This is a genomic window from Proteiniclasticum ruminis DSM 24773, from assembly GCF_000701905.1.
Taxonomy (GTDB): domain Bacteria; phylum Bacillota; class Clostridia; order Clostridiales; family Clostridiaceae; genus Proteiniclasticum; species Proteiniclasticum ruminis.
The window spans coordinates 284947-311048 of the sequence record NZ_JNKC01000005.1 but is presented as its reverse complement, the minus strand read 5'-3'; the positions used below and the strand labels follow the sequence as shown (position 1 = coordinate 311048).

22 protein-coding genes and 1 pseudogene are annotated in these 26102 nt (G+C 41.4%); 20 read left to right on the top strand and 3 right to left on the bottom strand.

Annotated elements, in window-relative coordinates:
- Window positions 1-11: 11 nt before the first annotated feature.
- From T487_RS0108150 to scpB, 11 genes are all read left to right on the top strand, one after another.
- On the top strand, window positions 12-863 hold the full coding sequence (locus tag T487_RS0108150) for an NAD(+)/NADH kinase (RefSeq protein ID WP_051651598.1): 852 nt from the start codon (window positions 12-14) through the stop codon (window positions 861-863).
- Window positions 853-1305 (top strand): arginine repressor, encoded by a 453-nt coding sequence (locus T487_RS0108145; RefSeq protein ID WP_031576345.1) that lies wholly within the window; start codon window positions 853-855, stop codon window positions 1303-1305. Before T487_RS0108150 ends, T487_RS0108145 begins: the two co-directional genes overlap by 11 nt.
- A 1-nt stretch (window position 1306) precedes the next feature.
- Window positions 1307-2986 (top strand): DNA repair protein RecN, encoded by a 1680-nt coding sequence (recN, locus tag T487_RS0108140; RefSeq protein ID WP_031576343.1) that lies wholly within the window; start codon window positions 1307-1309, stop codon window positions 2984-2986.
- Window positions 2987-3052: 66 nt separating this feature from the next.
- On the top strand, window positions 3053-3853 hold the full coding sequence (gene spo0A / locus T487_RS0108135; protein WP_031576341.1) for a sporulation transcription factor Spo0A: 801 nt from the start codon (window positions 3053-3055) through the stop codon (window positions 3851-3853).
- Window positions 3854-4038: 185 nt separating this feature from the next.
- Window positions 4039-4584, top strand: a complete 546-nt coding sequence (locus tag T487_RS0108130) for an NUDIX hydrolase (protein ID WP_036909307.1) — start codon at window positions 4039-4041, stop codon at window positions 4582-4584.
- Window positions 4562-5440, top strand: a complete 879-nt coding sequence (locus T487_RS0108125; RefSeq protein WP_031576337.1) for a tyrosine-type recombinase/integrase — start codon at window positions 4562-4564, stop codon at window positions 5438-5440. Before T487_RS0108130 ends, T487_RS0108125 begins: the two co-directional genes overlap by 23 nt.
- A gap of 13 nt (window positions 5441-5453) precedes the next feature.
- On the top strand, window positions 5454-6623 hold the full coding sequence (locus tag T487_RS0108120; protein ID WP_031576335.1) for a phosphopentomutase: 1170 nt from the start codon (window positions 5454-5456) through the stop codon (window positions 6621-6623).
- A gap of 28 nt (window positions 6624-6651) precedes the next feature.
- Window positions 6652-7467: a purine-nucleoside phosphorylase gene (locus tag T487_RS0108115; RefSeq protein ID WP_031576333.1), complete on the top strand. Its 816-nt coding sequence runs from the start codon at window positions 6652-6654 to the stop codon at window positions 7465-7467.
- Between the two features lie 5 nt (window positions 7468-7472).
- Window positions 7473-8780, top strand: coding sequence for a pyrimidine-nucleoside phosphorylase (locus tag T487_RS0108110; RefSeq protein ID WP_031576332.1), 1308 nt, complete (start codon window positions 7473-7475; stop codon window positions 8778-8780).
- A gap of 112 nt (window positions 8781-8892) precedes the next feature.
- Window positions 8893-9642, top strand: a complete 750-nt coding sequence (locus T487_RS0108105; protein WP_031576330.1) for a segregation and condensation protein A — start codon at window positions 8893-8895, stop codon at window positions 9640-9642.
- A complete protein-coding gene (scpB, locus tag T487_RS0108100) occupies window positions 9623-10252 on the top strand; it encodes an SMC-Scp complex subunit ScpB (RefSeq protein ID WP_031576328.1) in 630 nt (209 codons plus the stop codon). The genes T487_RS0108105 and scpB overlap by 20 nt, the downstream gene beginning before the upstream one ends.
- Window positions 10253-10306: 54 nt before the next feature.
- Here the strand turns inward: scpB and T487_RS0108095 are convergent, their stop codons facing one another.
- Complete coding sequence (locus T487_RS0108095) at window positions 10307-11548, bottom strand: class 1 isoprenoid biosynthesis enzyme (protein WP_143004618.1); 1242 nt, start codon at window positions 11546-11548, stop codon at window positions 10307-10309.
- Window positions 11549-11719: 171 nt separating this feature from the next.
- Between T487_RS0108095 and T487_RS0108085 the strand changes: the two genes are divergently transcribed.
- The 8 genes and pseudogenes from T487_RS0108085 to T487_RS0108045 all read left to right on the top strand — a co-directional run bounded on the left by T487_RS0108085 (window position 11720) and on the right by T487_RS0108045 (window position 21878).
- A complete protein-coding gene (locus T487_RS0108085; protein WP_031576324.1) occupies window positions 11720-13531 on the top strand; it encodes a heme NO-binding domain-containing protein in 1812 nt (603 codons plus the stop codon).
- 348 nt (window positions 13532-13879) lie between these two features.
- Complete coding sequence (locus T487_RS0108080) at window positions 13880-14737, top strand: MurR/RpiR family transcriptional regulator (protein ID WP_031576322.1); 858 nt, start codon at window positions 13880-13882, stop codon at window positions 14735-14737.
- Between the two features lie 261 nt (window positions 14738-14998).
- Entirely contained in the window at window positions 14999-16354 is a 1356-nt protein-coding gene (gdhA, locus tag T487_RS0108075; protein ID WP_036909330.1) for an NADP-specific glutamate dehydrogenase, read from the top strand.
- A 98-nt stretch (window positions 16355-16452) separates the two neighbouring features.
- On the top strand, window positions 16453-17661 hold the full coding sequence (locus T487_RS0108070; protein WP_031576318.1) for a BaiN/RdsA family NAD(P)/FAD-dependent oxidoreductase: 1209 nt from the start codon (window positions 16453-16455) through the stop codon (window positions 17659-17661).
- Window positions 17658-18020 carry a chorismate mutase gene (aroH, locus tag T487_RS0108065; RefSeq protein ID WP_031576316.1) on the top strand — a complete coding sequence of 121 codons (363 nt, stop codon included), beginning with the start codon at window positions 17658-17660 and terminating at the stop codon, window positions 18018-18020. The genes T487_RS0108070 and aroH overlap by 4 nt, the downstream gene beginning before the upstream one ends.
- Window positions 18021-18240: 220 nt before the next feature.
- Window positions 18241-20171, top strand: a pseudogene (locus tag T487_RS16555) (bifunctional 4-hydroxy-3-methylbut-2-enyl diphosphate reductase/30S ribosomal protein S1).
- Between the two features lie 106 nt (window positions 20172-20277).
- Window positions 20278-20817: an ECF transporter S component gene (locus T487_RS0108050; RefSeq protein WP_031576311.1), complete on the top strand. Its 540-nt coding sequence runs from the start codon at window positions 20278-20280 to the stop codon at window positions 20815-20817.
- Window positions 20818-20993: 176 nt separating this feature from the next.
- Complete coding sequence (locus T487_RS0108045; protein WP_031576309.1) at window positions 20994-21878, top strand: GNAT family N-acetyltransferase; 885 nt, start codon at window positions 20994-20996, stop codon at window positions 21876-21878.
- 30 nt (window positions 21879-21908) lie between these two features.
- Here the strand turns inward: T487_RS0108045 and T487_RS0108040 are convergent, their stop codons facing one another.
- Window positions 21909-23099 carry a pyridoxal phosphate-dependent aminotransferase gene (locus T487_RS0108040; RefSeq protein WP_031576308.1) on the bottom strand — a complete coding sequence of 397 codons (1191 nt, stop codon included), beginning with the start codon at window positions 23097-23099 and terminating at the stop codon, window positions 21909-21911.
- 39 nt (window positions 23100-23138) lie between these two features.
- The gene (locus T487_RS0108035; RefSeq protein ID WP_031576306.1) at window positions 23139-24323 is read right to left on the bottom strand and encodes an aminotransferase-like domain-containing protein; all 1185 of its coding nucleotides are present in this window, start codon (window positions 24321-24323) and stop codon (window positions 23139-23141) included.
- Window positions 24324-24581: 258 nt separating this feature from the next.
- On the opposite strand from T487_RS0108035, the gene miaB reads away from it, so the two are divergent.
- On the top strand, window positions 24582-25931 hold the full coding sequence (gene miaB / locus T487_RS0108030; protein WP_031576304.1) for a tRNA (N6-isopentenyl adenosine(37)-C2)-methylthiotransferase MiaB: 1350 nt from the start codon (window positions 24582-24584) through the stop codon (window positions 25929-25931).
- Window positions 25932-26102 lie beyond the last annotated feature (171 nt).

Genomic DNA, 26102 nt, shown 5'->3' with positions numbered 1-26102 from the left:
GGGGGACTTACATGCAAAAGATTGGTATCTACAGCAATGAGGAAAAAGATCCTGAGGGGAAGTACCTTGAGGAAACAAAAAACATAATACGGGACACACTGCCTCAAGTAGAAGTATTTGCAGTGACAGAGAATCATCTTCCTCTGGGGCTGGATCTTCTCTTGGTTCTTGGCGGAGACGGTACGTTTCTGTCTGCAGCAAGACTGGCCTATGGAAAAGATCTTCCTCTATTTGGGGTGAACATTGGCAATCTTGGGTTTCTCACGGGAACAGATCTAAATGAACTACGATCCAGTCTGCTGCAGATTGAAGAAGGCAAATATACCATTGAGGACCGCATGATGCTGGAGGCCACATTGCGCATGGAATGCGGAGAGCGCAGAAGTTTTGTGGCACTGAATGATGCCGTGGTACATAAAGGTGCATTAGGAAATATCATTCACTTTGAGCTTCATGTGGATGAAGACTTCTCCAACAGTTATAGAGGAGACGGTATCATTCTTACTACACCTACTGGTTCCACAGCGTATAATCTTTCTGCAGGTGGATCCATCATGTATCCAACGGTAGAGGCTATAGGGGTCACAGCAATCTGTCCCCACAGTTTCGGTATCCGGGATTTGGTGCTTTCAAGCAAACAAGTTGTGACACTGAAGATTGGCAAAAGCAATGAGGAGTATTTTCTGTCCATGGATGGACAAGTGAATCTCAGGATTACGGGGGATTCTGTCATTCGAATCCAAAAAGCTGCTTCCTCCTGCAAAATACTCAGGCTGGATGGCTATGATTACTTTCATGTTTTAAGACAAAAATTATTATATAAAGCCATAAATACACAAGGGGGGAACGAAATTGAAAATTGACAGACGAAGCAAAATCCTGGAGATCATTTCCAGAAAAGAGATTGAAACCCAGGAGGACCTGGCGAAGGAGCTCAGGGGGGAAGGGTTTCATGTGACCCAGGCGACGGTATCAAGAGACATCAAAAATCTTCAGCTGATCAAGGTGCTGAGTGCCACGGGAAGATATAAGTACGTGGCGAATAAGGAAGAAAGCAAAGACGCCATCTCAAAACTTGTGACACTGCTGTCTCACACAATCATATCAGTAGAGAATATCGATAAGATTGTTGTGGTGAGAACCATAACCGCAGCGGCTTCCACAGCAGCAGAAGCCATAGATCAGCTGGATCTTGCGGAGATTGCGGGGACAATTGCGGGAGATAATACCATTTTCATGCTGGTCAGATCCAATGAGATGGCGGTTGAAATCGTAAAGAAAATCTCCGAACTGGTGGGAAGATAAGATGCTCTTACGAATAACAGTGGAGAATTTTGCGCTCATTGATCATCTGGAACTGAATTTTGAGGAAGGGTTCACCATTCTTACGGGAGAGACCGGAGCTGGAAAGTCTATTCTGATTGATTCCATTAATTTTGTGCTGGGCGAAAAATTCAGCAAGGAGTTCATAAGGACGGGTTCTGACAGGACTTTTGTCGAGGCTGTATTCACCCTAGAAGACAGTATGAAAGAGCTTCTCGAAGCTCAAGACATCCCCTTTGATGATTTGGTGGTGTTTTCTAGAGAGACCTTCATGCAAGGCAGAAATCTCGCGAAAATCAACGGAAAAACTGTGCTTCTTAATGTTCTGAAAGAGGTTGGGAAAGAGCTTTTGGACATTCATGGTCAGCACAACAACCAGAATCTTCTTGATGTGACAAAACATCTGTCTTATCTGGACAGTTTTATTGATCTGGAAAAGGAACCTGTGTATAGAAGGTACCTGGATGAGTTTCATAAACTGAGGGAGTTAAAGGACAGGCTCTCAAAACTCCTGGGAAGCAGAGACAGGGAAAAACTCATGGATTATCTGAAGTTCCAGATTGAAGATCTGGAAAAGGGGAAGCTCAATCTTCATGAAGAGAAGGAACTGATGGAGAAGTTCTCCATGCTCAGCCATGCAGAAAAAATATCAACAGGACTTACGAAAGCTTACGAACTGATGGACAGTGAGAACGGCGTGCTGGAATCTTTGACCTCAGCGATACAGAGTCTGAAAAGCATCGTGAAGCATTTTGAAAAAGCGGAAGCTCCCTTGGAGAACCTGGAGAATGCTTACTATTCATTACAGGAAGCTTATCGTGATATCGCTGGATTCCGTGATATCGTTTATTATGATCAGGATGAACTCAATATTATCAACGAAAGATTATATGTATACAGCACTTATAAGAAAAAATACGGCGAAACCATAGAAGAAGTTCTCCAGCATTATGAGAAAATCAGACAGGAATATGAAGACCTGAAAGATGCGGATGAAATTATTCTCAAAACCCGTAAAGAGATTGAAGCGCAGAGAAAAATCCTGTATATGGCTGGAAAGGAACTTCACGACAAAAGGGTCTCAGGGGGGAAAACGCTCTCCAAAAAGATCAATGAGGAACTGAAGTTCATTGGGCTGGAAAAAGCTGAGTTCTCCGTTTCTGTTGTGGAGACTGAGGAAATCCATGAATATGGAACTGACGATGTGAGTTTTCTCATTTCAACCAATATTGGTGAACCTAAAAAAGCATTGGAAAAGATTGTCTCCGGAGGAGAACTTTCCAGAATTATGCTGGCCATGAAAGTTGCTTTCATGGAAAAGGACAAGACCCCGTCTGTTATTTTTGATGAAATTGACACGGGAATCAGCGGTCGAATCGCAGAGGCCGTTGGAGAAAAAATGTATTCGCTGTCCAAGAGGTTTCAGGTGTTCTGTGTAACACATCTGCCTCAGATTGCCGCGTTTTCGGATCATCACCTGGTGGTGTCCAAACATGAGGAAAAGAAGAGGACATTCACCAGAGTGGAAAAACTCAATCTTCAGGGAAAAACCATGGAGCTGGCAAAAATGATCGGCGGTTCGAAAATATCAGATCCGCAGCTTAAAAATGCAGAAGACACCATCAATAAAACAGAAATACTGAAGAAAAAGTATTTTCTTTGAAAACGATACGTTGTGAAGTATAATTTGTTTAGAATATACGAATCTCAAGGATTAAAGAGGTGAACTATGAAAAAATTGATAAAAATACTCATAGCTGATGACAATGCGGATATGAGTGCTCTACTGAATGAATTCTTAAGTAATGACCCAGAACTTCTCGTGGTAGGAGTTGCGAAAAATGGTATAGAAACATTGGAAATCATGCAGCAGAAAAAGCCGGATGTACTTCTTTTGGATATCATCATGCCTGAACTTGACGGGCTTGGTGTCTTGGAATCCTTGAAGAATATGGAAGACAGACCTGTCATTATCGTCTATTCCGCCATCTCCCATGATAAAGTCACAAATACCGCAATCACACTTGGGGCTGACTATTATATGGTGAAAGGAATTGACCTGAAGCAAATCAAAAAAAGAATCAAAAGTTATTTCCACGAATCCCAGGATGGGATCATGAAAACCCAGGATATGAAGTCTTCTGATTTCCAGGAAGATGGAATCGAGAAAAAGGATCTTGCGACGGAGCTTTCCTCCATTTTGCAGGAAGCGGGGATACTGCCTCATATCAAGGGGTACAGCTATCTAAGAGAAGCGATCATTGAAGTGATCGACAACGTGGAACTCTTGTCTGCGGTGACCAAAGAGCTTTATCCGAATATCGCGGCAAAGTTCAATACCACCTCATCCCGTGTGGAACGAGCCATCAGACATTCTATTGAAGTATCCTGGAACAAGGGACAGCTTGAAAACCTGAATAAGATTCAGGGATTCACTGTGAATTTCGAAAAAGGAAAACCGACGAATTCAGAATTTATTGCGCTGATCAGCGACAAGTTCCGGTTGGAAAAAGGACAGGGAGACGAGTAAGTCCTCCTGTAATTGTGAATAATATTATAACTTTACATAATATTTCTATGGCGCTGCCTGGAGATGCTTATCATTGTGAGCATTTTATAGTAAAATAGAGATGCGGCAGATACTGCTGACGACCGTTTTGAGACCCCGGATAACTCCCAGGGTCTTTTTCTATCACTGAAGATAAGGAGTTACAAATGTTATTTCGAGAAGATACAATTTCAAAAGAGGAATTATACAACGGGAAAATCATTTCCCTCGAAACCCATCAAGTCGAACTGATCGACGGAAAGAGCGCTTTCAGAGAAATCGTAAGACATCCTGGCGGAGTCTGCATCCTGGCTAGAGACGAGGAAGGCAAGATTCTTTTGGTGAAACAGTTTAGAAAACCCATGGAAGAAGCCTATCTGGAACTTCCTGCAGGTAAACTTGAAAAGGATCTGACTCCTGATGAGAATGCTCTCAAAGAACTGGAAGAAGAAACAGGATATAAATGCAGATCGTTAAAGAGACTGGGGGCTTTTGCCACTTCACCGGGATACAGCGATGAACTTATTCATCTTTTTGTGGCAGAAGGTCTTACCTTGGGCAAAATAGGTGGAGACGATGATGAGTTCATTGATCTTGTGAGACTCACAGATGAGGAGTTTCAAGATGGGATTGAGAAGGGCAAAATCAAGGACCTCAAAACCGTAGCCTGCTATACATTGGGAAAACAGTATGAAACAAAACTATCTGAGTGATTATATCGATGAACTGAGAGCGAAAGATAAGTCTGAAAATACAATCGATGCCTATCGACGGGACCTCATACATCATATTTCCTTTCTGGAAGAAGAAAAACTGAGTTTTGAGGACTTCAATGAAATAGAAGTCTCCAACTTCATCGGATACCTTCTGGATTTAAATATGTCCAGAGCGACCATAGCCCGTCATTTGGTTTCTGTCCGTAATTTTTATAAATATCTGAGAAAAAAGAACAAAATAAGGGAAGCGCCGATTCTTTACTTCGAGCTGCCTGAGATCAAAAGAAATCTTCCGGAACCACTCAGTGTGGAGGAAGTGGAAGAGATACTTGCAGCTCCTGATATCAGCACATTGAGGGGGAAGCGGGATAAGGCGATACTCGAAGTGCTTTACGCTACAGGAATCAAAGCGTCTGAACTCATAGAACTCCGGTACCGGGATCTGGATATGGTGCGGGGAAATCTCTCAGTAAAAGGGAAAAAGAACAAGGATCGGCTGGTACCGTTGGGGTCCTTTGCCATGGAAAGCATTGAACTTTATTTATCATCGCGATTGGATCCAGTAGTTGGGGCATCTGTCTTGTTCCCGTCCCATCGTGGAGAACAGATGACAAGACAAGGTCTTTGGAAAATCCTGAAAGAGTACGCGAAAATTTCCGGGTTATCAGAAAACATTAACTTGAACACATTACGACATTCATATGCCGTACATATGCTGAGCGGTGGTGCAGACATTACAACACTGTCTCTGCTTCTGGGGCATAATGATATAAAAGCAACGTCTATTTACTTGAAACTAGTGAATAATAAAAAAATCAAAGAAGTTTATGAGGATGCCCATCCAAGGGCATAACAAGGAGGAAAAAATGAAAAGAGCAATACTTGTTGTACTGGATTCTGTTGGTATCGGTGAGATGCCCGATGCGGACAAATATGGAGATGTAGGTTCCAATACGCTAGGAAATATCGCTGATAAAGTCGGTGGTATGGATATTCCTAATTTGGAGAAACTGGGACTTGGAAATATCGCGCCTTTGAAGGGCGTAGCTGTTATGGATACACCAGAGGCTGCTTTTGGAAAGTCTGCAGAACTTTCTGTGGGTAAGGATACTGTAACGGGTCACTGGGAAATGTCTGGAGTTATATTGGAAAAACCGCTTAATACTTATCCAGAAGGATTCTCAAAGGAGATTATGGATGCCTTTGAGTCTAAAATAGGAAGAAAAACTTTGGGGAATGTGGTTGCTTCCGGCACGGAAATCATCGAAAGACTGGGAGATGAACATGTAAAAACCGGTTATCCCATCATTTATACCTCTGCAGACTCCGTATTCCAGATCGCAGCCCACGAAGGAGTTATTCCATTGGATGAACTGTACCGTTACTGTGAAGTTGCCCGTGAAATGCTTGTGGGAGACTGGCAGGTTGGACGTGTCATTGCAAGACCTTTTGTTGGGGAAGATGGCGTATATACCAGAACTGACAACAGAAAGGATTTTGCGCTGGATCCATTCAATAAGACCATTCTGGAGTATGTCAAAGAGGATGGGCAGAATGTTATGTGTGTAGGCAAAATATCAGATGTTTTCAACAACATTGGAGTGACCCATACAGTTCATACCAAGAACAACATGCAAGGTGTGGATGAAACATTGAAGTTTATGAAAGAGGACCTTGGAGGCCTTCTTTGGACGAATCTGGTAGACTTTGATATGAAGTTCGGACATAGAAATGACTATGTTGGCTATTATAATGCCATCAGAGAATTTGATGAGAGACTGCCAGAACTTTTGGCAACCATGACAGAGGAAGACATTCTGATTCTTACTGCAGACCATGGATGTGATCCGACAACAGCATCCACTGACCATTCAAGAGAGTATATTCCAATCCTTGTATATGGCAAGAGTGTAAAACCAGGGGCGAACCTAGGCGTGAGAAGAACATTCTCAGACATTGGGAAGACTGTTCTTGAGTATCTGGGAGTTCCGAACGATCTCTATGGAGAGAGTTTCTGGTCAGAAATCAAAGCGTAGAACATTTGAAGGATAGGAGCAAGTTGATATGGATATTAAAAGAATTGATACAATAGTGAATTACCTTAAGGCTAAAGTAAGCTACACACCGGATGTGCTGGTCATTCTGGGTTCAGGACTGGGATCGATGGCTGAACATGTTGAAAATCAGACAGTTGTAAAATATGAGGATATTCCGGACTTTCTGGTATCTACAGTTGAAGGCCATGCTGGTCAGTTTGTGTTTGGAGACTATAAAGGCAAAAAGGTTGCCATGATGCAAGGACGCTTTCATTATTATGAAGGATACACCATGAAAGAGGTGACACTACCTGTGTTTGTCATGAGACGGCTCGGGGTTGAACACATGATTGTCACCAATGCTTGCGGTGGAGTCAATCTGGATTTTACTCCTGGAGATCTGATGCTCATTGAAGATCATTTGAACTTCACTGGCAATAATCCGCTCATGGGCAGAAATATGGAAGAGTTCGGTCCGAGATTTGCAGATATGTCCAAAGTTTATAATAGAGATCTCATGACCCTGGCAGAAAAGATCGGTCAAGAAGAGCATATTGAGCTGAAACGTGGAGTCTATGCCATGTATACAGGTCCCAGCTATGAGACTCCTGCAGAAATTAGAGCTTATAGAACATTAGGAGCGGATGCCATTGGAATGTCTACAGTTCCAGAAGCCATTGTGGCAAACTATTCAGGAATGAAAGTGCTCGGTGTCAGCTGTATTACAAACATGGCAGCGGGAGTTCTGGACCAGCCGCTCAATCATGAGGAGGTTATTGAGGTTTCCACAAAAGTGAGAGGAAGCTTCACCACATTGATCTCCAGAGTTATAGAGGAGATGTAGAAGATATGCATATGCTGGATTTGATTGACAAGAAGAAAAAGGGAAAGAGATTAAGCAAAGAAGAAATTTATTACATAGTTCAGGGATATACCGAAGGTGTTATTCCTGACTATCAGATTTCTGCGCTGCTTATGGCTATTTATTTCCAAGGAATGGATGCGGAAGAGACCAGGATGCTGACCATGGCCATGGTAGAGTCAGGAGATCAGATTGATCTTTCTGGTATTGAAGGGATAAAGGTTGACAAGCACTCCACAGGTGGAGTGGGAGATAAAGTAAGTCTTGTGGTGATTCCACTGGTTGCTTCCTTAGGTATTCCTGTCGCAAAGATGTCAGGACGAGGATTAGGCCATACGGGAGGAACCATTGATAAACTGGAGAGTATTGAAGGATTTGATATTAGTCTTTCCATGGAGAAATTCATGGAAAACGTCAATACTTATAAAATGGCCATTGTCGGACAGACTGGAGATCTTACCCCAGCAGACAAGAAGCTGTATGCTCTTCGTGATGTTACGGCCACAGTGGACAGTATCCCGCTCATTGCCAGTTCCATCATGAGCAAGAAGATCGCATCGGGTTCTGACGCCATTGTTCTTGACGTGAAAGTCGGAAATGGCGCTTTTATGAAAACCCTTGAGGATGCCAGAGCCTTAGCAAAAGCGATGGTTTCTATCGGAAGAGGTTTAGGCAGGGATACCGTGGCTGTACTGACCAATATGAATGAGCCACTGGGTAAAGAAGTAGGCAATGCCAATGAAGTCAGAGAAGCCATAAAAACACTGAAAGGTGAAGGTATGCAGGATCTTGTGAACGTCAGTGTGACCATTGCAGGACATATGGCCGTGTTGGGGGGAGCCTTTGACTCCGTTGAAGATGCAGAGAAAGCCATACGCGAGAATATGAAGAATGGGAAGGCCTTAGAAATGCTGAAGACCCTTGTGAAAATACAAGGTGGAAATGTTTCTCAGATTGAGAACCCGGACTTGCTTCCTGCTGCGAAAATCAGTGTGCCAGTGATTTCAAAGAAGAAGGGATTTGTCCATGAAATCAAGGCAGAAGAGATTGGCACTTCGGCAATGCTTCTTGGTGCAGGAAGAGAAACCAAGGAAGATGTCATCGACTATGCAGCGGGAATCACACTGCAGAAGAAAGTAGGAGATGAGGTAAACGAAGGAGATGTGCTCTGCACACTTCTTACCAATCGTGAAAACTATCAGGATGCCTACGATAAGGCTCAGGAAGCCTATGACATTGCAGATGAAAGACCAGAGCACATTCCATTTATTTTGGATGTGATCACTGAAGCGTAATCAGATAAAATGGTGAAAAAACGGGAGACTTTCATGAAGGAAGTCTCCCGTTTCCTTTCGCAGGGAATTTCTGTATAATAGAAGAGGTTAATTGAACTGTCTGGGGGATTTTATGGAAAGTTTACAGCTGCAGATTTCAAATTTTGAAGGTCCTTTTGATTTGCTCCTTCATCTTCTGAAAATCAACAAAATGAGAATACAGGAAATCCGTATATCGGAAATCACCAGCCAATATCTTGCATATCTGCAAGGTATGAAAGAACTGGATCTGGAAATTGCCTCAGAGTTTTTACTCATTGCATCCACACTTCTTGAAATCAAGAGCCGTGAGATGCTGCCTAAGTATGTGGAAGAAGTGGATGAAGAAGAACTGAAGGAGAAACTGGTTCTTCGCATTGAAGAGTATGAAGCTTTCAAGCTCATGGCGGAGACACTTGGAGAGCGCTATGACGAGGATCTTCTCATCTTCACCAAACGTGCAGAAACCATCGTTGGTGACGAGGTTCCTTTGGAAGAGCTGCTCCGCAAAGTCACCATTGAACATTTATATATCACGTATAAGAGTCTTATGAACAGACAGAAAGAGAAGGTGAATCGGGGCGCTCTTAGAACGAAAATCATGGAGCGTGAAGAATACAAGATTGAAGACAAGATGGAAGAGCTGGAAAGGCTGCTCTATGAAAACAGAAGAGTCAATTTCTCCACGCTTTTATTTCAGACAAAATCAAAATCTGAATGCATCGTCTTTTTCTTAGCGATTCTTGAACTGTCTAGAAACCATCGGATCCGAGTATCTCAGGCTGAGGTTTTCTCGGAAATCATCATAGAGAAAGGAGCAGAACATGGAAGAGAATCTCTTTAACAGTACTGGAACAGAGGACCCTATGGATATCAGCTATTTTATCAGCGTCATGGAGAGTATTTTATTTGCTGCAGGTGATGCTGTGAAGAAAAAAGATCTGGTACGGATTATGAAAGTCCGTATGGAGGATCTGGAAAAGGTCATTGCCGCTTATGAACAGGAGCTGAAAGAAAACCATAGAGGTATCCGACTGCTTGCACTAGAAAACAAACTGCAGCTAGGCACAAAAGAAGTTCATGCTCCGTATCTCAAGGAGCTGCTTGGGGTAAACGAGAGGCAGAGCCTGTCTAAAGGGTCCCTTGAATGTTTATCTATCATTGCTTTCAAGCAACCGGTAACTCGAGTGGACGTGGACGAAATCAGAGGAGTCAACAGTGATTATGTGCTCCAGAAGCTGCAGGAGAAAGGCCTTATTAAGGTGGTGGGTAGAAAAGATGCGCCAGGCAGACCAAAACTCTATGGAACCACCGATGAGTTTCTCATTCAGTTTGGCTTCACATCTCTTAAGGATCTGAAAGAGGAGCATCCGCTGCCAGAGAAGTTTGTTGTTTTGGATGAAAAAAAGAAAGAACTGGAAAAAGAAGACATTGAGCTTTTTGAAGAAGAATAATAGAACCCCTGAAGAGTCCATAGTGAACTTTTTCAGGGGTTTTTCTGTGCATATTCATGAACCTGTATTTTGCCTTTCTTTCTTCTTGAGAGATTCTTCCATTATCTTTTCCATGGCAGGATAAAAGGAAAGTCTAACGGATGAATAAGATTCGAGAGACTTATAGTAGCGTTTTGATACATAGGATGGATTTTTGCCAACAACACTTTCCACCATCATGCGCATACAGCTTCTGATCACTTCTTTCATCGGAACAGAAGAGATGTCTTCTGTATCAAAGGATGCCAATACACGATCTATATACCGGAGAAGTTTCTCAATATACTCATCCAGGTGTGTTTCAAGTGGAATCCCGCTGTAAAGGGTCTGATGATTCATCGAAGCATCTTCTATCCTGTCCTGCAGGTCATCCAGCAGCTGTAAAAAGGTGCCGTAGCCAAATGCAAAGGCGGATTCATTTGCGGTGAGATCTCCTTTGACAAGGAATGCATCGGCCAGCACAGAAGCGCCTCCTTTATAAAAGCTTAGATGGAGAAGCTCTTGAGGGTCAACTTCATTTCTGCCCTGAAGCATGCTTTTGGCCTGGGCATCCTGAATGTACCAGAGACTTTCATAGACTGAGGGATACTTCTCTCTTGGAAACTCTTTTTCAATATTGTCCAAAAGGGCACATACCTTCGCTTCGTAAGGAGTGAGAGCGGAAACAGGATTTCCCAGTATCTTCTGATAGATCATATGATTGAAGGCGGTCTTCTCTTTCCTGGAAGTTTTAGGATCATCCAGGAAATTATCAGTATAGGGATAAAGAAGGCTATAGGAGAATACAGAAGGCGTCAGGCGGACCGGATTATGAAAAAGCAGCTGAAGACAATTCATAATCCAGACATTGCGGACAGCCTGGAAGAGATCCGCTGGTTTGAACTCGGGTTCAAATGCTTGTGATTTTTCAAAAAACAATTCGGTGCTTTCCAAAAAACCAAGATTTATAAACTCCATCAGAAAAGGGCTGGAATAGAGCAGTTTTTCCTGATCCAGTATTTGTGCGGTCTCTTCCAGTTTTTCTTTCATCTGATCTTTCTTGGCATTGTCCATTTGTCTCAGGGAGGTTTCATCTAAATCCGGCAGGTCTTTTAATGCTTTTTCAAGAATCTTTCGTAGTTTTCGTTCGTGAAGAATCTTCTGAAGGATGGATACTTTCGGAAGTTCCCAGTCCTCCCAAGGAATAGAGCTGCAGTAACTTTCTATAGAATCATGGAGAAGTTTCTCCATGGGCAAATTCGTTAAATTGGCGTTCATCAGTATTCTCCTTTATCGTTTTCTTCTATGCGCTACTCTTATGATTTCACTAATAACCCATAGAGATGAAAAAATGATTAAAACGATTATCATTACGTATATATTAATTAAATGAATAAAGTGCCGATAGAAAAATTAGTAGTATTTAAGTAAAGAAAGAGGAGACAGGAAATGAAAGGGACATTGGTAAGCATCTGGCTGACAACTTTAACGAGACTGTATGGAGAGAATCAGAAGAATGAAATTCTGAAAGCCGCAGGATGGCATCCTCAGAGAATAATCACACCGCTGGAGGAAATCGACGATGCGGAAATAAAAGGAATCATGGAGAATTTTGCAAAGAAGCAAGGCATGAAGATAGAAGAACTCTATCGGACTTTGGGCGTGAACAACGTGCAGTCATTCAGGGAGTGGTTTCCTTCTTATTTCGAAACAAATTCAGCCATGGGTTTCCTGATGATGATGGATACGATACATGCGCAGCTGACAAAAATGATTTCTGGCGCGAAACCACCAAGACTGATACCAGAGCCCATTGACGAGAAAAATTTCTTGATGGTTTATAAATCCACAAGAGGTCTGCACCACTATCTCATGGGGCTCATTGAAGGGGTCGGTAAACACTTCGGTGAGAAAATTGACGCAGAAATTGTAGAAGAAACCAAAGAAGGAGAGGTTTATGTAGTTAAAATACACCTCTCCTTCGAGAAGACACCGAAGAAAGTGAAAAAATATGCATTCTCTAGAGTGCTTTCTCTTGGATTTATAAAATCCTTTCCACTGAAATCTGCTATACTTCCAGCTCTGGTGAGTGCCACAGCAATTTTTGCAGTACAGGGAACACAAAATCTGGTTCTTCTTATAAGCATTCCACTGATGGTTCTTGTTTCATCGGCCATTGGCAATCTTCTTCTCTTCAAACCTGTGAAGGACATTAAAGAAGAGATTGAGGCCATTAAAGTTCTGGATTTGTCTAAAGACCTAAAAATCATAACAGCAGATCAGTTCGAGGGAATTCTAGGGGATCTGTCAGAAGCCAAAGAACATCTGAAGGAAGAATTCACATACTATAGAGGCGGGATGGATGATCTCTACTCCTTCATTGGTAAGTTCTCTAAAGTTGCGAAAAATCTAGGAGATGTTTCAGAACTCATTGCAAGCTCGGTGGAAGAAGTGGCAGAAGGTGCTCAGCATCAGGCCTCGGAAACAGAAGCATCAGTAAGCATATTGGCTGAGAATATTAAAATTCTCAATGAAATCAGCACACAGGAGCTGAATGGGAAAAAATCCCTGGAAGATGCAGTGGAGCAGATTGAAGTATCTTTCAAAGATCTGGAGAAAGTTTCCGGAAAAATGAACTCGGTGAAGCAGAATTTTTCTAAGGTCAATGAAACCGGGAAGGATCTTGGAATGAAGGTGAAAGATATCATCAGCATCGTTGGAACCGTAGAGAGTATTGCTGAGCAAACCAATCTTCTTGCCTTGAACGCATCCATAGAAGCTGCCCGCGCTGGAGAAATGGGACGTGGATTCAGTGTAGTTGCGGATGAAATCAGAAAGCTTGCAGAAGACTCGAAAGAAGCGGTCAGTACCATCAATACAAATCTCAATGAGTTCATCCTTGGTGTGAATGATATGGTGGCGAAGGTAAATGATCAGTATGGAGAGCTGGACGCGGGAACAAAAACAATGGAAAATGTTACAGCGGAGAGCAAGACTGCGGCAAAAAGAATTCATGCAGTATCAGGGTCCATCTCGGAAATCTCAACCAAATTGTCCATGGAAACAGAAAAAATCAACCAAGTTTTTGACAATGTACATAAATTAGCGGCCATCGCGGAAGAAAATTCAGCATCTTCCCAGGAAATGAGTGCCAATGTCACAAGCTTTGCAGGGGAGATATCCAAACTTACTGAAAATATAGATGAGCTGGAAAAAGTGGTGCTGTTCCTCAAAAATGAGCTGAAGCGCTACAAACTGTAAAAATAAATTAGATCGTGAAAAATTGCAAGCTCAGTGTGATGCACTGGGCTTGCTTTATTTCAGCAGACAGAGTGTGTGGATCTCAATTTAGAATAGTTTACATAATATATATTATGGTTATAGCGTTATTGTAAACTTGAATCGTATTTTTTGCTTTCTAATAAGATCCTTTTAAATCGAAATAAGAGATGAACCCCTTCATCACCAGGAAAAAAAGACGACAAAAGAGCTGAGGCCATGATGGATTACCTTTACTGCTAAAGAGAAACAGAATATAATGAAAATAATTGAGATTAAACCATGAACATTGATGATCCGTTAATGGATGTTTGAAAGAGAGGATAAGTTATGGAAGGCAACCGTGATGATCTGATGAGAGTTATCCAGAGCAAATATGCAAAACTCAGTAAAGGACAGAAGCTTATTGCTGAGTTTATACTCAAGCAATATGATAAAGCAGCATTTATGACGGCGTCCAAGCTTGGAGCGAGTGTTGGAGTTTCAGAATCAACTGTGGTTCGATTTGCAAATGAACTCGGTTATGAAGGATATCCTGAACTTCAGAAATCTTTGCAGGATATCGTAAAAGTCAAGTTAACCACCGTGCAGAGATTGGAGCTGACGAACAGTCTCGTCAATACAGAGAATGCGCTGAAGGGTGTTCTGAAGGCAGATATGGAGAATATACGTGCAACTTTGGAGAAGATCAACGAGCAGACCTTCGAACAAATTATTGATGCGATTTTCGAAGCAAGAAACATTTATATCATAGGGCTTAGAAGCTCCAACACCTTGGCGAATTTCCTCGCCTTTTATCTGAACCTGTTTTTGGATAATGTCCGTTCTATCCATCAGGGATATAGTGATATTTTTGAACAGATGATCAAACTGAACAAAGATGACCTTGTCATCGGAATTGGGTTTCCGAGATATTCACAAAAAACCATTGAAGCACTAGATTTTGCGAAAAGCAGAGGTGCTAAGGTAAGCGTCATCACTGACAGCCTGCTCTCACCTCTAGCAGCCAGGGCGGATTATAGTCTCATTGCACAAAGCAATATGGCTTCCTTTGTAGACTCTCTGGTAGCCCCTCTCAGCGTCATCAATGCTGTAATTGTTTCCGTTGGCATGAGGAAAAAAGACCAGGTAGGGGAGATTTTCAACACCTTGGAAGAGATCTGGAAGAAGCATGACATCTTCAATTAATCATGCCTGAAGTGAAATCCATACTCGTTATCCAAATAACGAAGTATGGATTTTTATATTTTATCCCTTCCTATCACCTTTTTCTTAATGAAATTTGTGAAAAAATAATTGGTTCTATAACGATGTAAAGGTTTTAATAAGAACTTAATAAACTTTTTGTAAGCGGGTGAAAAACAGTGAAATTCATTGTAGAATAGACATGTAAGACTAATCACCACTATTACGGAAAACAAATTTGGGGGTAAAAAAATGGCAAGTACAATGCTTAGCTCAACAGAGTACATTGAGAAGATCATTAATGATGTAAAGGCAAAAAATGGTCATGAACCAGAATTTATTCAGACTGTAGAAGAAGTTCTTCCTACACTGAAGCCAGTTCTTGATAAGTTCCCAGAATATATGAAGATGAATCTTCTTGGCAGATTCGTTGAACCTGAAAGAATGATTATGTTCAAAGTATCATGGGAAGATGACAATGGTCATGTTCAGGTAAACAGAGGGTATAGAGTACAGTTTAATGGAGTGATCGGGCCTTACAAAGGTGGACTCAGATTCCATCCATCGGTAACACTCTCTATCATGAAATTCCTTGCTTTCGAGCAGACATTAAAGAATTCTCTGACAGGACTTCCAATTGGTGGAGGTAAGGGTGGTTCTGACTTTGACCCAAGAGGAAAATCAGACAGTGAAATTTTGAGATTCTGCCAAAGCTTCATGACAGAACTATATAGACACATCGGTCCAGATGTGGACGTTCCAGCTGGAGATATCGGAGTAGGTGCCAGAGAAATCGGCTACCTGTTTGGTATGTACAGAAGAATCCGTGGAGCATTTGAAAATGGTGTATTCACAGGAAAAGGAATCCCTTATGGTGGATCACTCATCCGTCCAGAAGCAACCGGATACGGTATTGTATACTTCTGTAATGAGATTTTGGAACACCTGGGCGATAAAATGGTAGGGAAAACCATCGCTGCTTCCGGTTTCGGAAATGTTACCTGGGGTGTTTGTTCCAAGGCAACAGAGCTCGGAGCTAAGGTTGTTACCTTATCCGGTCCAGATGGATATATTTATGATCCAGATGGTGTAAGCACACCTGAAAAGATCAACTACCTGGTTGAAATGAGAAACTCCGGAAGAGACAAGGTAAAAGACTATGCAGACAAGTTCGGCGTGGAGTTCTTTGCAGGAGAGAAGCCATGGGGTAGAAAAGTAGATATCATTATGCCTTGTGCAACACAGAATGATATTCACATTGAGCATGCGAAGATGATCACAGACAATGGAATCAAATATGTTTGTGAAGGCGCAAATATGCCATGTACCAATGAAGCTGTAACACACTTCTTGAACAGTGGAGTAGTAGTTGGACCATCCAAGGCTGCTAATGCTGGTGGTGTATCCGTATCTGCTCTTGAAATGTCACAGAACAGTATGAGACTTTCCTGGACAGAAGAAGAGGTGGATGCTAAGCTTCACCAGATTATGAAGAATATTCACAAGAATGCAAAAGATGCTGCTGAGTTCTATGGCTTTGGATACAATCTAGTTGCCGGTGCTAACATCGCAGGATTTGACAAAGTTGCAAAAGCAATGGTTGCTCAGGGACAGTATTAAAATAGTAGATTTCAGAAGGCTTGCATTATTGCAAGCCTTTCTTTAATATAATGGATGAAGATATTCCGGAATACGGAATGAATGAGTGAGGATAATGTATGAGAGTAATAGTTGTTGGTGGGGGACCTGCAGGCATAATGGCATCCATTCGTGCTGCTGAAAAAGGTCATCAAGTGGTTTTATTGGAAAGAAATGAGAAAATCGGGAAGAAACTTTTCATCACCGGAAAAGGACGATGCAATATCACGAATGAAAAGGACATTTCTGAGTTCTTTGAAAACATCCCCAGAAACCCTGAGTTTCTTTATAGTGCACTGTATTCGTACACCAACGAGCAGCTGATGACTTTCTTCAGAGAGCGGGGGCTTGTGCTGAAAGTTGAACGAGGCCACCGTGTGTTTCCGGCATCTGACAAATCATCTGATGTGATTGATGCTCTGAGGAATGAACTTATAAAACAGCATGTGGATGTTCAGTACCACACCTTGGTGAAAGATGTCATTTTGAAGAAGGACAGAATCCTGGAACTTGTCACAAACAAAGGCAGTATTTCAGGGGATTGGTATATTTTTGCGGGGGGTGGGTGTTCTTATTTCGGCACTGGATCTGATGGAACACTCCAGAATATTTCAGGTAAGATCGGGCATTCTGTATATCCTATGACACCGTCACTGATTCCGTTGGTTACCAAGGAGACTTTTGTGAAAGATCTTCAGGGGCTAAGTCTTAAGAATGTAAGATTTACACTGAAAGTGAAAAATAAAGAAGTGTTTACAGATATTGGAGAAATGCTGTTCACTCATTTTGGCATCAGTGGTCCTCTTGTGCTTTCTGCATCCGCTTATTATAAACCGGGTCATGTGGAAGGTATAATTGATCTGAAACCAGGACTTCATGAGAATGCTTTGGATCAGAGACTTCAAAGAGATTTTCTGAAGTATCAGAACAGAGATTTCAGAAATGCACTGACAGATTTGCTGCCTTCAAAACTGATTCCCTTTATTGTAGAGCAGTCTGGTATTGATCCAGAAAAGAAATGCAACAGCATTACAAAAGGAGAACGTCTGAATCTTGTCAGGGTTCTGAAGAATATTTCTGTAACAGTTGTAGGGACTAAATCCATTAACGAAGCCATTATCACCAGAGGTGGTGTGGTAACCAAGGAAATCGACCCAAGCACGATGAAATCAAAAATAATTGGTAATCTATCTTTTGCTGGAGAAATGATTGATGTGGATGCTGTGACAGGTGGGTTTAACCTTCAAATCGCATTCTCAACTGGGTTTCTGGCGGGTGATTCCATATGATTGCAATCAGAGGCGCAACTACAATCGAAAAAGACACACCAATCGAGATTAAGGAAGCGACAGTTGAGCTGATGAACGAACTCATAGCACAAAACAGTCTGAAACCGGAAAACATGGTTTCGGTTCTCTTTACTGCAACCAAAGACATCCGTTCAGCATATCCTGGAAAATACTTGAGAGAAGTACTGGGTATTACAGATGTGCCAATTCTTCATTTTCAGGAAATGGATGTACAAGGGGCTTTAGGACTATGCATTCGGGTAATGATACATTATGATGCACCGGTTCGTGGAACTTCTGTATATCTAAGGAAATCCAAGTCATTGAGACCGGATCTGACAGGTTCCAGCATAGTATAAGCAGGATGTGAAATGAAAGAGAATCTCATTGTACTCTATAGAATCTGTAGCTAATTTTCATGAAATAGAGTATAATATGGAAGGTAATGTTTAAGTGCGTTGAAATTTATTCGCATTTTTCGAATAAAATCATGATTATACGTTGAAAGACTTTTTATGACTTGTCTATTTATGATATAATTCATAATGTCAAGAGTACGGTGATTATAAAAGGAGCAAAATGAGAGAAATTATTAGAGCCAATAACTCTGGATTTTGTTTTGGCGTAGAACGTGCAGTAAAACAGTCCTTTGATTTTATGAGTCCTCAAGGTAAGGTAGTTACGCTGGGACCATTGATCCATAACAAGGACGTGACGGGAAAACTTGCAGACAAAGGGATTCATGAGATTACAATGGATGATATTCCAAGTCTGATGAAGGAAGATACGGTCATAATTAGAACACATGGCGTTGCCATGGCGGTCTATGATGAGCTTAAGGAGCAAGGAGTTTCCATTGTGGATCTGACCTGCCCTTATGTGATAAATATTCAGAAGAAAGTCAAATTGTATCATGATAAAGGGTATAAGATCGTAATTCTTGGCGATGAACACCATCCAGAAGTCGTCGGGATCAACGGATACTGTGAGAGCAGTGCTTATATTACGAAAAGTGGTGAAATTGATTTTCCGATGAAAGGAAAAATCTGCGTAGTTGCACAAACTACGGAAAAACAATCGAATTGGGTGAATCTGATTACAAATATTGCTGAAACTGCCAAGGAGTTTGTTGCTTTCAATACCATTTGCAAAGCAACCGAGGACAGACAGAAGTCTGCAGAAGAGATTTCCAGGGAAGTAGATGCCATGATTGTCATCGGAGGACGTACCAGTTCTAATACCACAAAACTCTACGAGATATGCAAAAAAAACTGTCCATTGACTTTCCATATTGAAAATGCTGGAGAGTTGGACGAAATCAAAGAAAAAATTAAAAATGCAGTGAGAGTAGGGATCACTGCGGGTGCATCCACACCAGAATGGATAATTAAGGAGGCAATGGAAAACTTATGATGGATAATCAAAACATCGAAAACAACGAAAATGAAATGTCAATGCAGGATCTTATGGATCTTTATGACAAGCCAGTGAGAATTGGTCAGATCATTAAAGGGAAAATCATCCAGCTAGACGATAAAGAAGCTATAGTAGCACTTGTAGGAGCCAGCCATGATGGTAAGCTTGTCATTGAAGAAGCTACCGTAGATTCTGAAGGAAATCTGACAGAAGTTCTTGAACTTGGTCAGGAAATTGAAGCTAAGGTTATCAGAAGACCTCAGGAAAATGATTCCTTCTTTATTCTTTCTATGGTAGAAATGCACAGAGAAGAAGCCATTAGAGACCTTAGAGCAGCTCACGAGAACAACGAGACTGTTAAAGTTAGAGTGAAGGATGCTGTTAAGGGTGGTGTAGTAGCTACCTATCTTGGACAGAGAGTCTTTATTCCAGCTTCACATCTTGAACTGCACTCTGTGAATGATCTTTCTGTTTATAAGGATCAGGATCTGGATGTCAATGTCATCGAGATTGAAGAAAAGAGAGGCACAACCAGAGTGGTTGCTTCCAGAAGAAAGAAGCTTCAGGAAGACAGAATCGCTCAGGAAGCAAGTGCTTGGGAAAGCTTTGAAGTAGGACAGACATTAGAAGGACATGTGGAGAGACTTACCGATTTCGGTGCATTTGTCAACGTCAATGGTGTTGATGGACTGCTTCATGTTTCTGAAATTTCCTATGGTAAAGTTGGAAAGCCAAGTGATGTTCTGAAGGTTGGAGATGAGCTGAAGGTGAAGATCATCGCTCTAGACAACGAGAAGAAGAGACTTTCACTTAGCCTGAAGGCTCTACAGGAAAACCCATGGACAAGAATTGAAGAGAAATACCCAGAAGGAAGCGTTGTATTGGGCAAGGTTGTCAGATTTACAGACTTTGGTGCATTCATTGAACTGGAACCTGGCGTGGATGGTCTTGCGCATATTTCACAGCTTTCCCATCAGAGAGTAGAATCTCCTTCAGAAGTACTTACCATTGGTGAAACCATCAAGGTAAAGATTCTGGATTCTTCAGAAGAAAATAAGAAGGTATCTTTAAGCATTAAGGCAATCGAATCTTAAGATTTCTGGTTCAAAACCCCGGTTTATCCGGGGTTTTTTATGTTTTCTGGGATTTTCTTCCGGAATCATGTTAAAATGTTATCATTAGGGTATGGGAGGAAATCAAATGAACACAAAAAAAGAAACCAGAAACATGATTTTCAGCGCTTTATTTTTGACTTTGGCAGTACTCATTCAGATTTTAGGTAAGAATATTCCACAGATCAATCAGTTTTTTGTTGGGCCTATGGTGAATGCGATTTTGCTTCTCACAGTATATTTTGCTGGAGTGAAATGGGCAATTCTCATTGGTATTTTAACGCCCGTGCTGGCATTTTTTGCTGGCGTTCTTGCTGCACCCATGGCACCATTCATTCCGTTTATTGCGGCAGGCAATCTTCTTTACAGCAGCGTTTTCGCTCTTTTGAAGGACCGTAAAACTGGAGAATTCATTGGATTTATGCTGGCAAGTTTACTGAAGTTCGCATTCCTTTTTGTCAGTGCAACGCAGCTGATTGACCTCTTTGCTATAGGAATTCCAGAACCTGTAAAAGCAAAACTTGCAGTTACCATGGGGGTACCTCAACTTCTCACAGCCTTGGCTGGAGGATTTATTGCTGTGGCGCTTTATAAAATGCTCAAGGCAAGGCTCCACACAGCGTTTTAAACAAATAGTATGAGGACACTTTTAGGCTCTTATCCGTGGGGGAAGGGTGAAGGAGAAACATAATTATACTTCTATTTGCATGACCTTAGGTGTGTCGAATGATAGCATATTTTTTGCAAGCTATGATATAATTATCATACTTCAGTAAAGAATTGTAACAAGCAAGGAGTTGAAGTATGTTTAAAGCGTTAGCACTTCGTGCAAAGGATCTCCAGTACTATAAGAAAGAACTGCTGAAATATAGAGATTTCAATGAGTTGAATGAGAATCTTTATGATAAATATATGAAGAGTTCTCTGTTCAATAAAATACAGTACCGTTCTGGAACGAGAATCATCTGTTTTCATGATGTTCCGGTCTTGATTCTCTGGTCAGAAACAAGAAATTACAATGTAAAAATGAGAAGCATCGTTCCACTTAAGCCGTTTTCTGAATTAAGAACTGAACCGCTGATTGAGGTGATGGATGCTTTTATTGAATCACTTCCCATCCATTTGGACATCCATCAGTTTGAATACACGACCATAGACAATGAAGAAAATCGGATTCTTCTCACAGATATGGGATTCACATACAGAAAAGGACTTTTAAGGATGAAAAGGAATCTGGATCTCATGTCAGGTATTTCACAGAATGTGGACATCAAGAGGTTTCAGATTGAGGATATAAAAGCCAGGGTGGAACTTCAGAATCAGATATTTGAAAACAAGTATCGGGTTCCGCTGTCCGTTACGGACGTTCTACTTGAAATCTCCAAGAAGACCTATATCCCTGAACTCAGTTTCTTTCTGGTGGAAAATGATCAGTATGTGGGATATGGACAGATCAATCGGCAGGAAGGCTGCTATTTTCTTGTGAATTTTGGTATTGCACCGGAATTTAGAGAGAAAGGAAAGTCCAGAGGTTTTCTCAATGCAATTTTGTCTAAGGCAAAAGCTTTAGATATTCAGGAGATTTATCTGGATGTCAATGAGGACAATTTCAGAGCCAAAGAGCTTTATCTTTCTTCAGGTTTTCAGGAAGAAAACAGTACTTGCACATGGTTATACTATATAAAATAACAGACGGTCTTCAAAAGACCGTCTGTTGTTTTATGCTCGATTATATTCTTCAAGTGCCAGTTTCAGGATTTCGACAGCAAGAGTCAGATCTTCCTGATTGATACAGTAGGAAAGACGTACTTCCTTTACCCCGAGTCCTTTTGTAAAATAGAATCCTTCGGCAGGGGCCATCATAATGGTGGTGTTTTTGTAGCTGAACTTTTCCAGTATCCACATACAGAAGTCTTCTGCGTTGTCTATGGGAAGTTCTATCATCATGTAGAAGGCACCTGTTGGTTTCTTTACTTTTACATGAGGTATCTTAGAAATGCCTTCGAAAAGAATGTCTCTTCGTTCCTGATATTCTTTTTTAACGGCTTCAAAATATGATTTTGGAGTTTCGTAAAGTGCAGCGGCTGCTACCTGTTCCAGTGTTGGCGCACAGAGTCTTGACTGCGCAAGCTTCATCATAGCTTGGATGATGGTTTTGTTTCTGGAAGCCACAAGTCCAATTCGTGCACCGCAGGCACTGTAGCGTTTGCTGATAGAGTCAATGAGCACTACGCGGTCCTCAATTTCAGGAATGTCCATCGGTGAGTGGACTTCAAGACCATCATAGACAAACTCTCTATAAACTTCATCTGAAATCAGATACAGATCATATTTCAGACAAAGATCTGCCAACATACGGATTTCGTCCTTACTGTAAATCGTGCCTGTTGGGTTGGATGGGCTTGAAATAAGGATGGCTCTTGTTTTTTCAGTAATCAGACTTTCCATCGTTTCCATCTTTGGCAAATGGAACCCATCATCACCGTAGGTAGTAATTGGACGAACCTTGCAGCCTACGATGTCTGTGAAGGAAGAGTAGTTGGTGTAAAAAGGCTCTGGAATGAGCACTTCCTCATCGGGGTTCAGTAGAGAGAAAAGAGCAAACTGAAGAGCTTCTGATCCTCCATTGGTTATGATGAGGTTCTCTTCTGTAAATTCAATACCATAATCTTTATAGTAACGGATAAATGATTCAACTAAGACGGCCTCTCCTCTAGATTCGGAATATTTAAGCACCTTATCATCAAACTTCTTAACGGTCTCCATGAACTGTGGAGGAGTTTCGATATCAGGCTGTCCAATGTTAAGACCCAGAACCTTCAGTCCCTTCTTACGGGCTGTCTGAGCGTAAGGGGATAGTTTACGGATGGGAGAAAATTTCATCTCGTTGATTCTATTTGATAACTTCATGTTTTGATCTCCATTCTTTTTTTATTCATTATACAGGAATCAGTAGTACTTATTAAGTACTTCTGCCAGTCTTCTTATGCCGATTTCGATCATTTCCTCTGGCATGCAAGAATAATTGAGGCGCATATAATTTTTCTTGTCTCCACTGGCAAAAAAAGATGCACCAGGTACAAAAGCAACATTTTTGGCTAATGCTTCTTCCATGATGAGTTTAGTATCCATGGTCTCTTTTACTTTCACCCAAGTGAACAATCCGCCTTTTGAATCTGTGAAGGTGATGTCTTTGTGAAAAGAAGCCTTCATGGCATTGATCATCACATCTCTTCTTCTTTTGTATACCTTTTTGATCAGCTCAATATGTTCATCCAGATTATACTGAAGCATATACCGTGCAGCAATACGCTGATCCAAAGAAGAAGTCTGAAGATCTGAACCTTGTTTGATCTGTATAAATTTATTGATGATTTTTGGATGCCCCACAACCCAGCCGATTCGTAAGCCAGGTGTGAATGTCTTGGAAAAAGTGCCAAGATAAATTACACGGCCTTCAGTATCCATAGATTTAAGCGGAGGAAGCTGATTTCCTTCAAGGACAAGCTCCGCATAGGGCGCATCTTCAATGATGATGAGATCATACTGGTTTGCAAGACTCAGGAGTCTTTTTCTTTTTTTCAGAGACATTGTGATGCCGGAAGGATTCTGAAAATCTGGTATGGTATACAGAAACTTTGCTTTCAGTCCGCCCCTTAGGTGTTCTTCCAATAGGTCCAGATCCATGCCGTCTTCTTCCAATGGAATCTCCACATAGGAAGGAGCGTAAGCCAGGAAGGCATTTAATGCACCCAGATAGGTAGGAGACTCCACAATCACCGGATCGCCTTCATTGATGAGAAGTTTTCCAGAGAAATCCAGAGCCTGCTGAGACCCGGATGTGATAAAAATTTCATCTAAAGTTGCATGGATGCCCACCTTTGCCAGTCTTTGATTTAGAATAATCTCCCTTAAATCATTGAATCCCTCGGTGGTACTATACTGCAATGCTGTTTTTCCCTCCTGAAGAATCACTTCTTTACTGATTTCAGCAAGGGATTCCAACGGAAAAAGCTCTGCGGCAGGAAGTCCTCCTGCAAATGATATGATTTCTGGTCGTGCGGTCAGTTTCAGCAGCTCTCTGATTTCTGAAGCTTTGATCCTGTTTGCTCTTTCTGAAAATTCCACGTTCATCACAACACCCCCCAATTTTGTTACAGAACCAGTATAAACGTTTTCATTAATTCAAGCAATAATGACAATATATTAACAAAAAGTCACATCATGCTACAATTTAATGAAATTTAGCGAATTATTATTGGATTTGTTGACCATTTATGAATTCATGGGATATGTCCAGACTACTTTTAATTAATTGCTATTTTAGCTATAATAGAACTGTTGTGTTTAGTAGAGAACGATTCTTACAAAAGAAAAAGTTCTTTTGGATATATGAAAGTAGAAAAGGGGAATATAGATTTGAGCAAGAAATACCTGATAGAGACCTGGGGATGCCAGATGAATGAGGAAGATTCTGAGAAACTTGCCGGAATGCTCCGAAGCATGGGGTACGAGTCCACCATGTTCAGAAACAAAGCGGATGTCATTATATTCAACACTTGTGCAGTGCGTGAAAATGCAGAACTGAAAGTGTATGGAAATATTGGTGCTTTAAAAGCGCTGAAACGTGAGAATCCAGATATGATTCTTGCTGTCTGTGGATGTATGATGCAGCAAAAAGGAATGCCAGAAGAGATTCTGAGAAAGTATAAACATGTGGATATTGTTTTTGGTACGCATAATGCGCATAAGTTCCCTGAGTATCTGGAAAGAGCCAGAACAGAGAATGCTCAGATTTGTGAAATCTACGAAAAAGAAACAGAAATCGTGGAAGGCATCCCGATTGTAAGAGATTCAAGTGTAAAAGCATTTGTGACCATCACCTATGGCTGCGACAATTTCTGCACCTTCTGCGTGGTTCCATATGTACGAGGAAGAGAGCGTTCCAGAAAACCACAGGATATTCTTTCTGAAGTCAGAGATCTGGTATCCAAGGGATATAAAGAAGTGACCCTTCTGGGGCAAAATGTGAACTCCTATGGTTACAATCTGGAGGAAAAAGTCACTTTCTCCGAACTGCTCAGAATGGTGAATGAGGTGGAGGGATTAGAAAGAATCCGGTTTATGTCTCCACACCCCAAGGATCTGAAAGAGGATGTTATTGAAGCGGTAAGAGACTGTGAAAAAGTGGTAGAGCAGATTCATCTGCCGGTGCAAAGCGGTTCCACTGCACTGCTGAAGCGTATGAACAGAAACTACACAAGAGAAAACTATCTTGATATCGTGAAGAAAATCAAAGAGGCTATTCCTGGAGTTGCGTTGACGACGGATATCATCATAGGATTCCCAGGAGAGACGGAAGAAGATTTTATGGAAACACTGAGACTTGTGGAAGAAGTGAAATATGACTCAGCCTATACATTTATTTATTCCAGAAGAAAATATACACCTGCAGACAGAATGAAAGAACAGGTGCCTGAAGATGTGAAACATGAAAGATTCAACCGGCTTGTGGAGGCGGTGAATAAGAACTCCATAGAAATCAACAAGAGTTACCAGGATCAGGTGGTTGAGATTCTGGTGGAGGGAAAGAGCAAGAACAACGATGAATACCTTCAGGGCAGAACACGGACAGGAAAAACGGTAAACTTCCCGGGAGACGAGGTTCTTGTGGGAAAACTGGTTCAAGTGAAAATTACCAAAGCCAGATCCTTCAGTCTGATGGGAGAACTGGTTCAGTAAGGAGTAAGAATCTGGAGAAGGTACTGATATGTCTATTCTCCAGATTCTTATTATATTTTTCAGGTGCTTTTTAGTATAATAGATGTAATGCAGTGTACAGACTGGTAAACATAGATCAGGTTCTATGATTTAAATGAGTAATCACCTGACTATTATCTTAACGGAGGAATA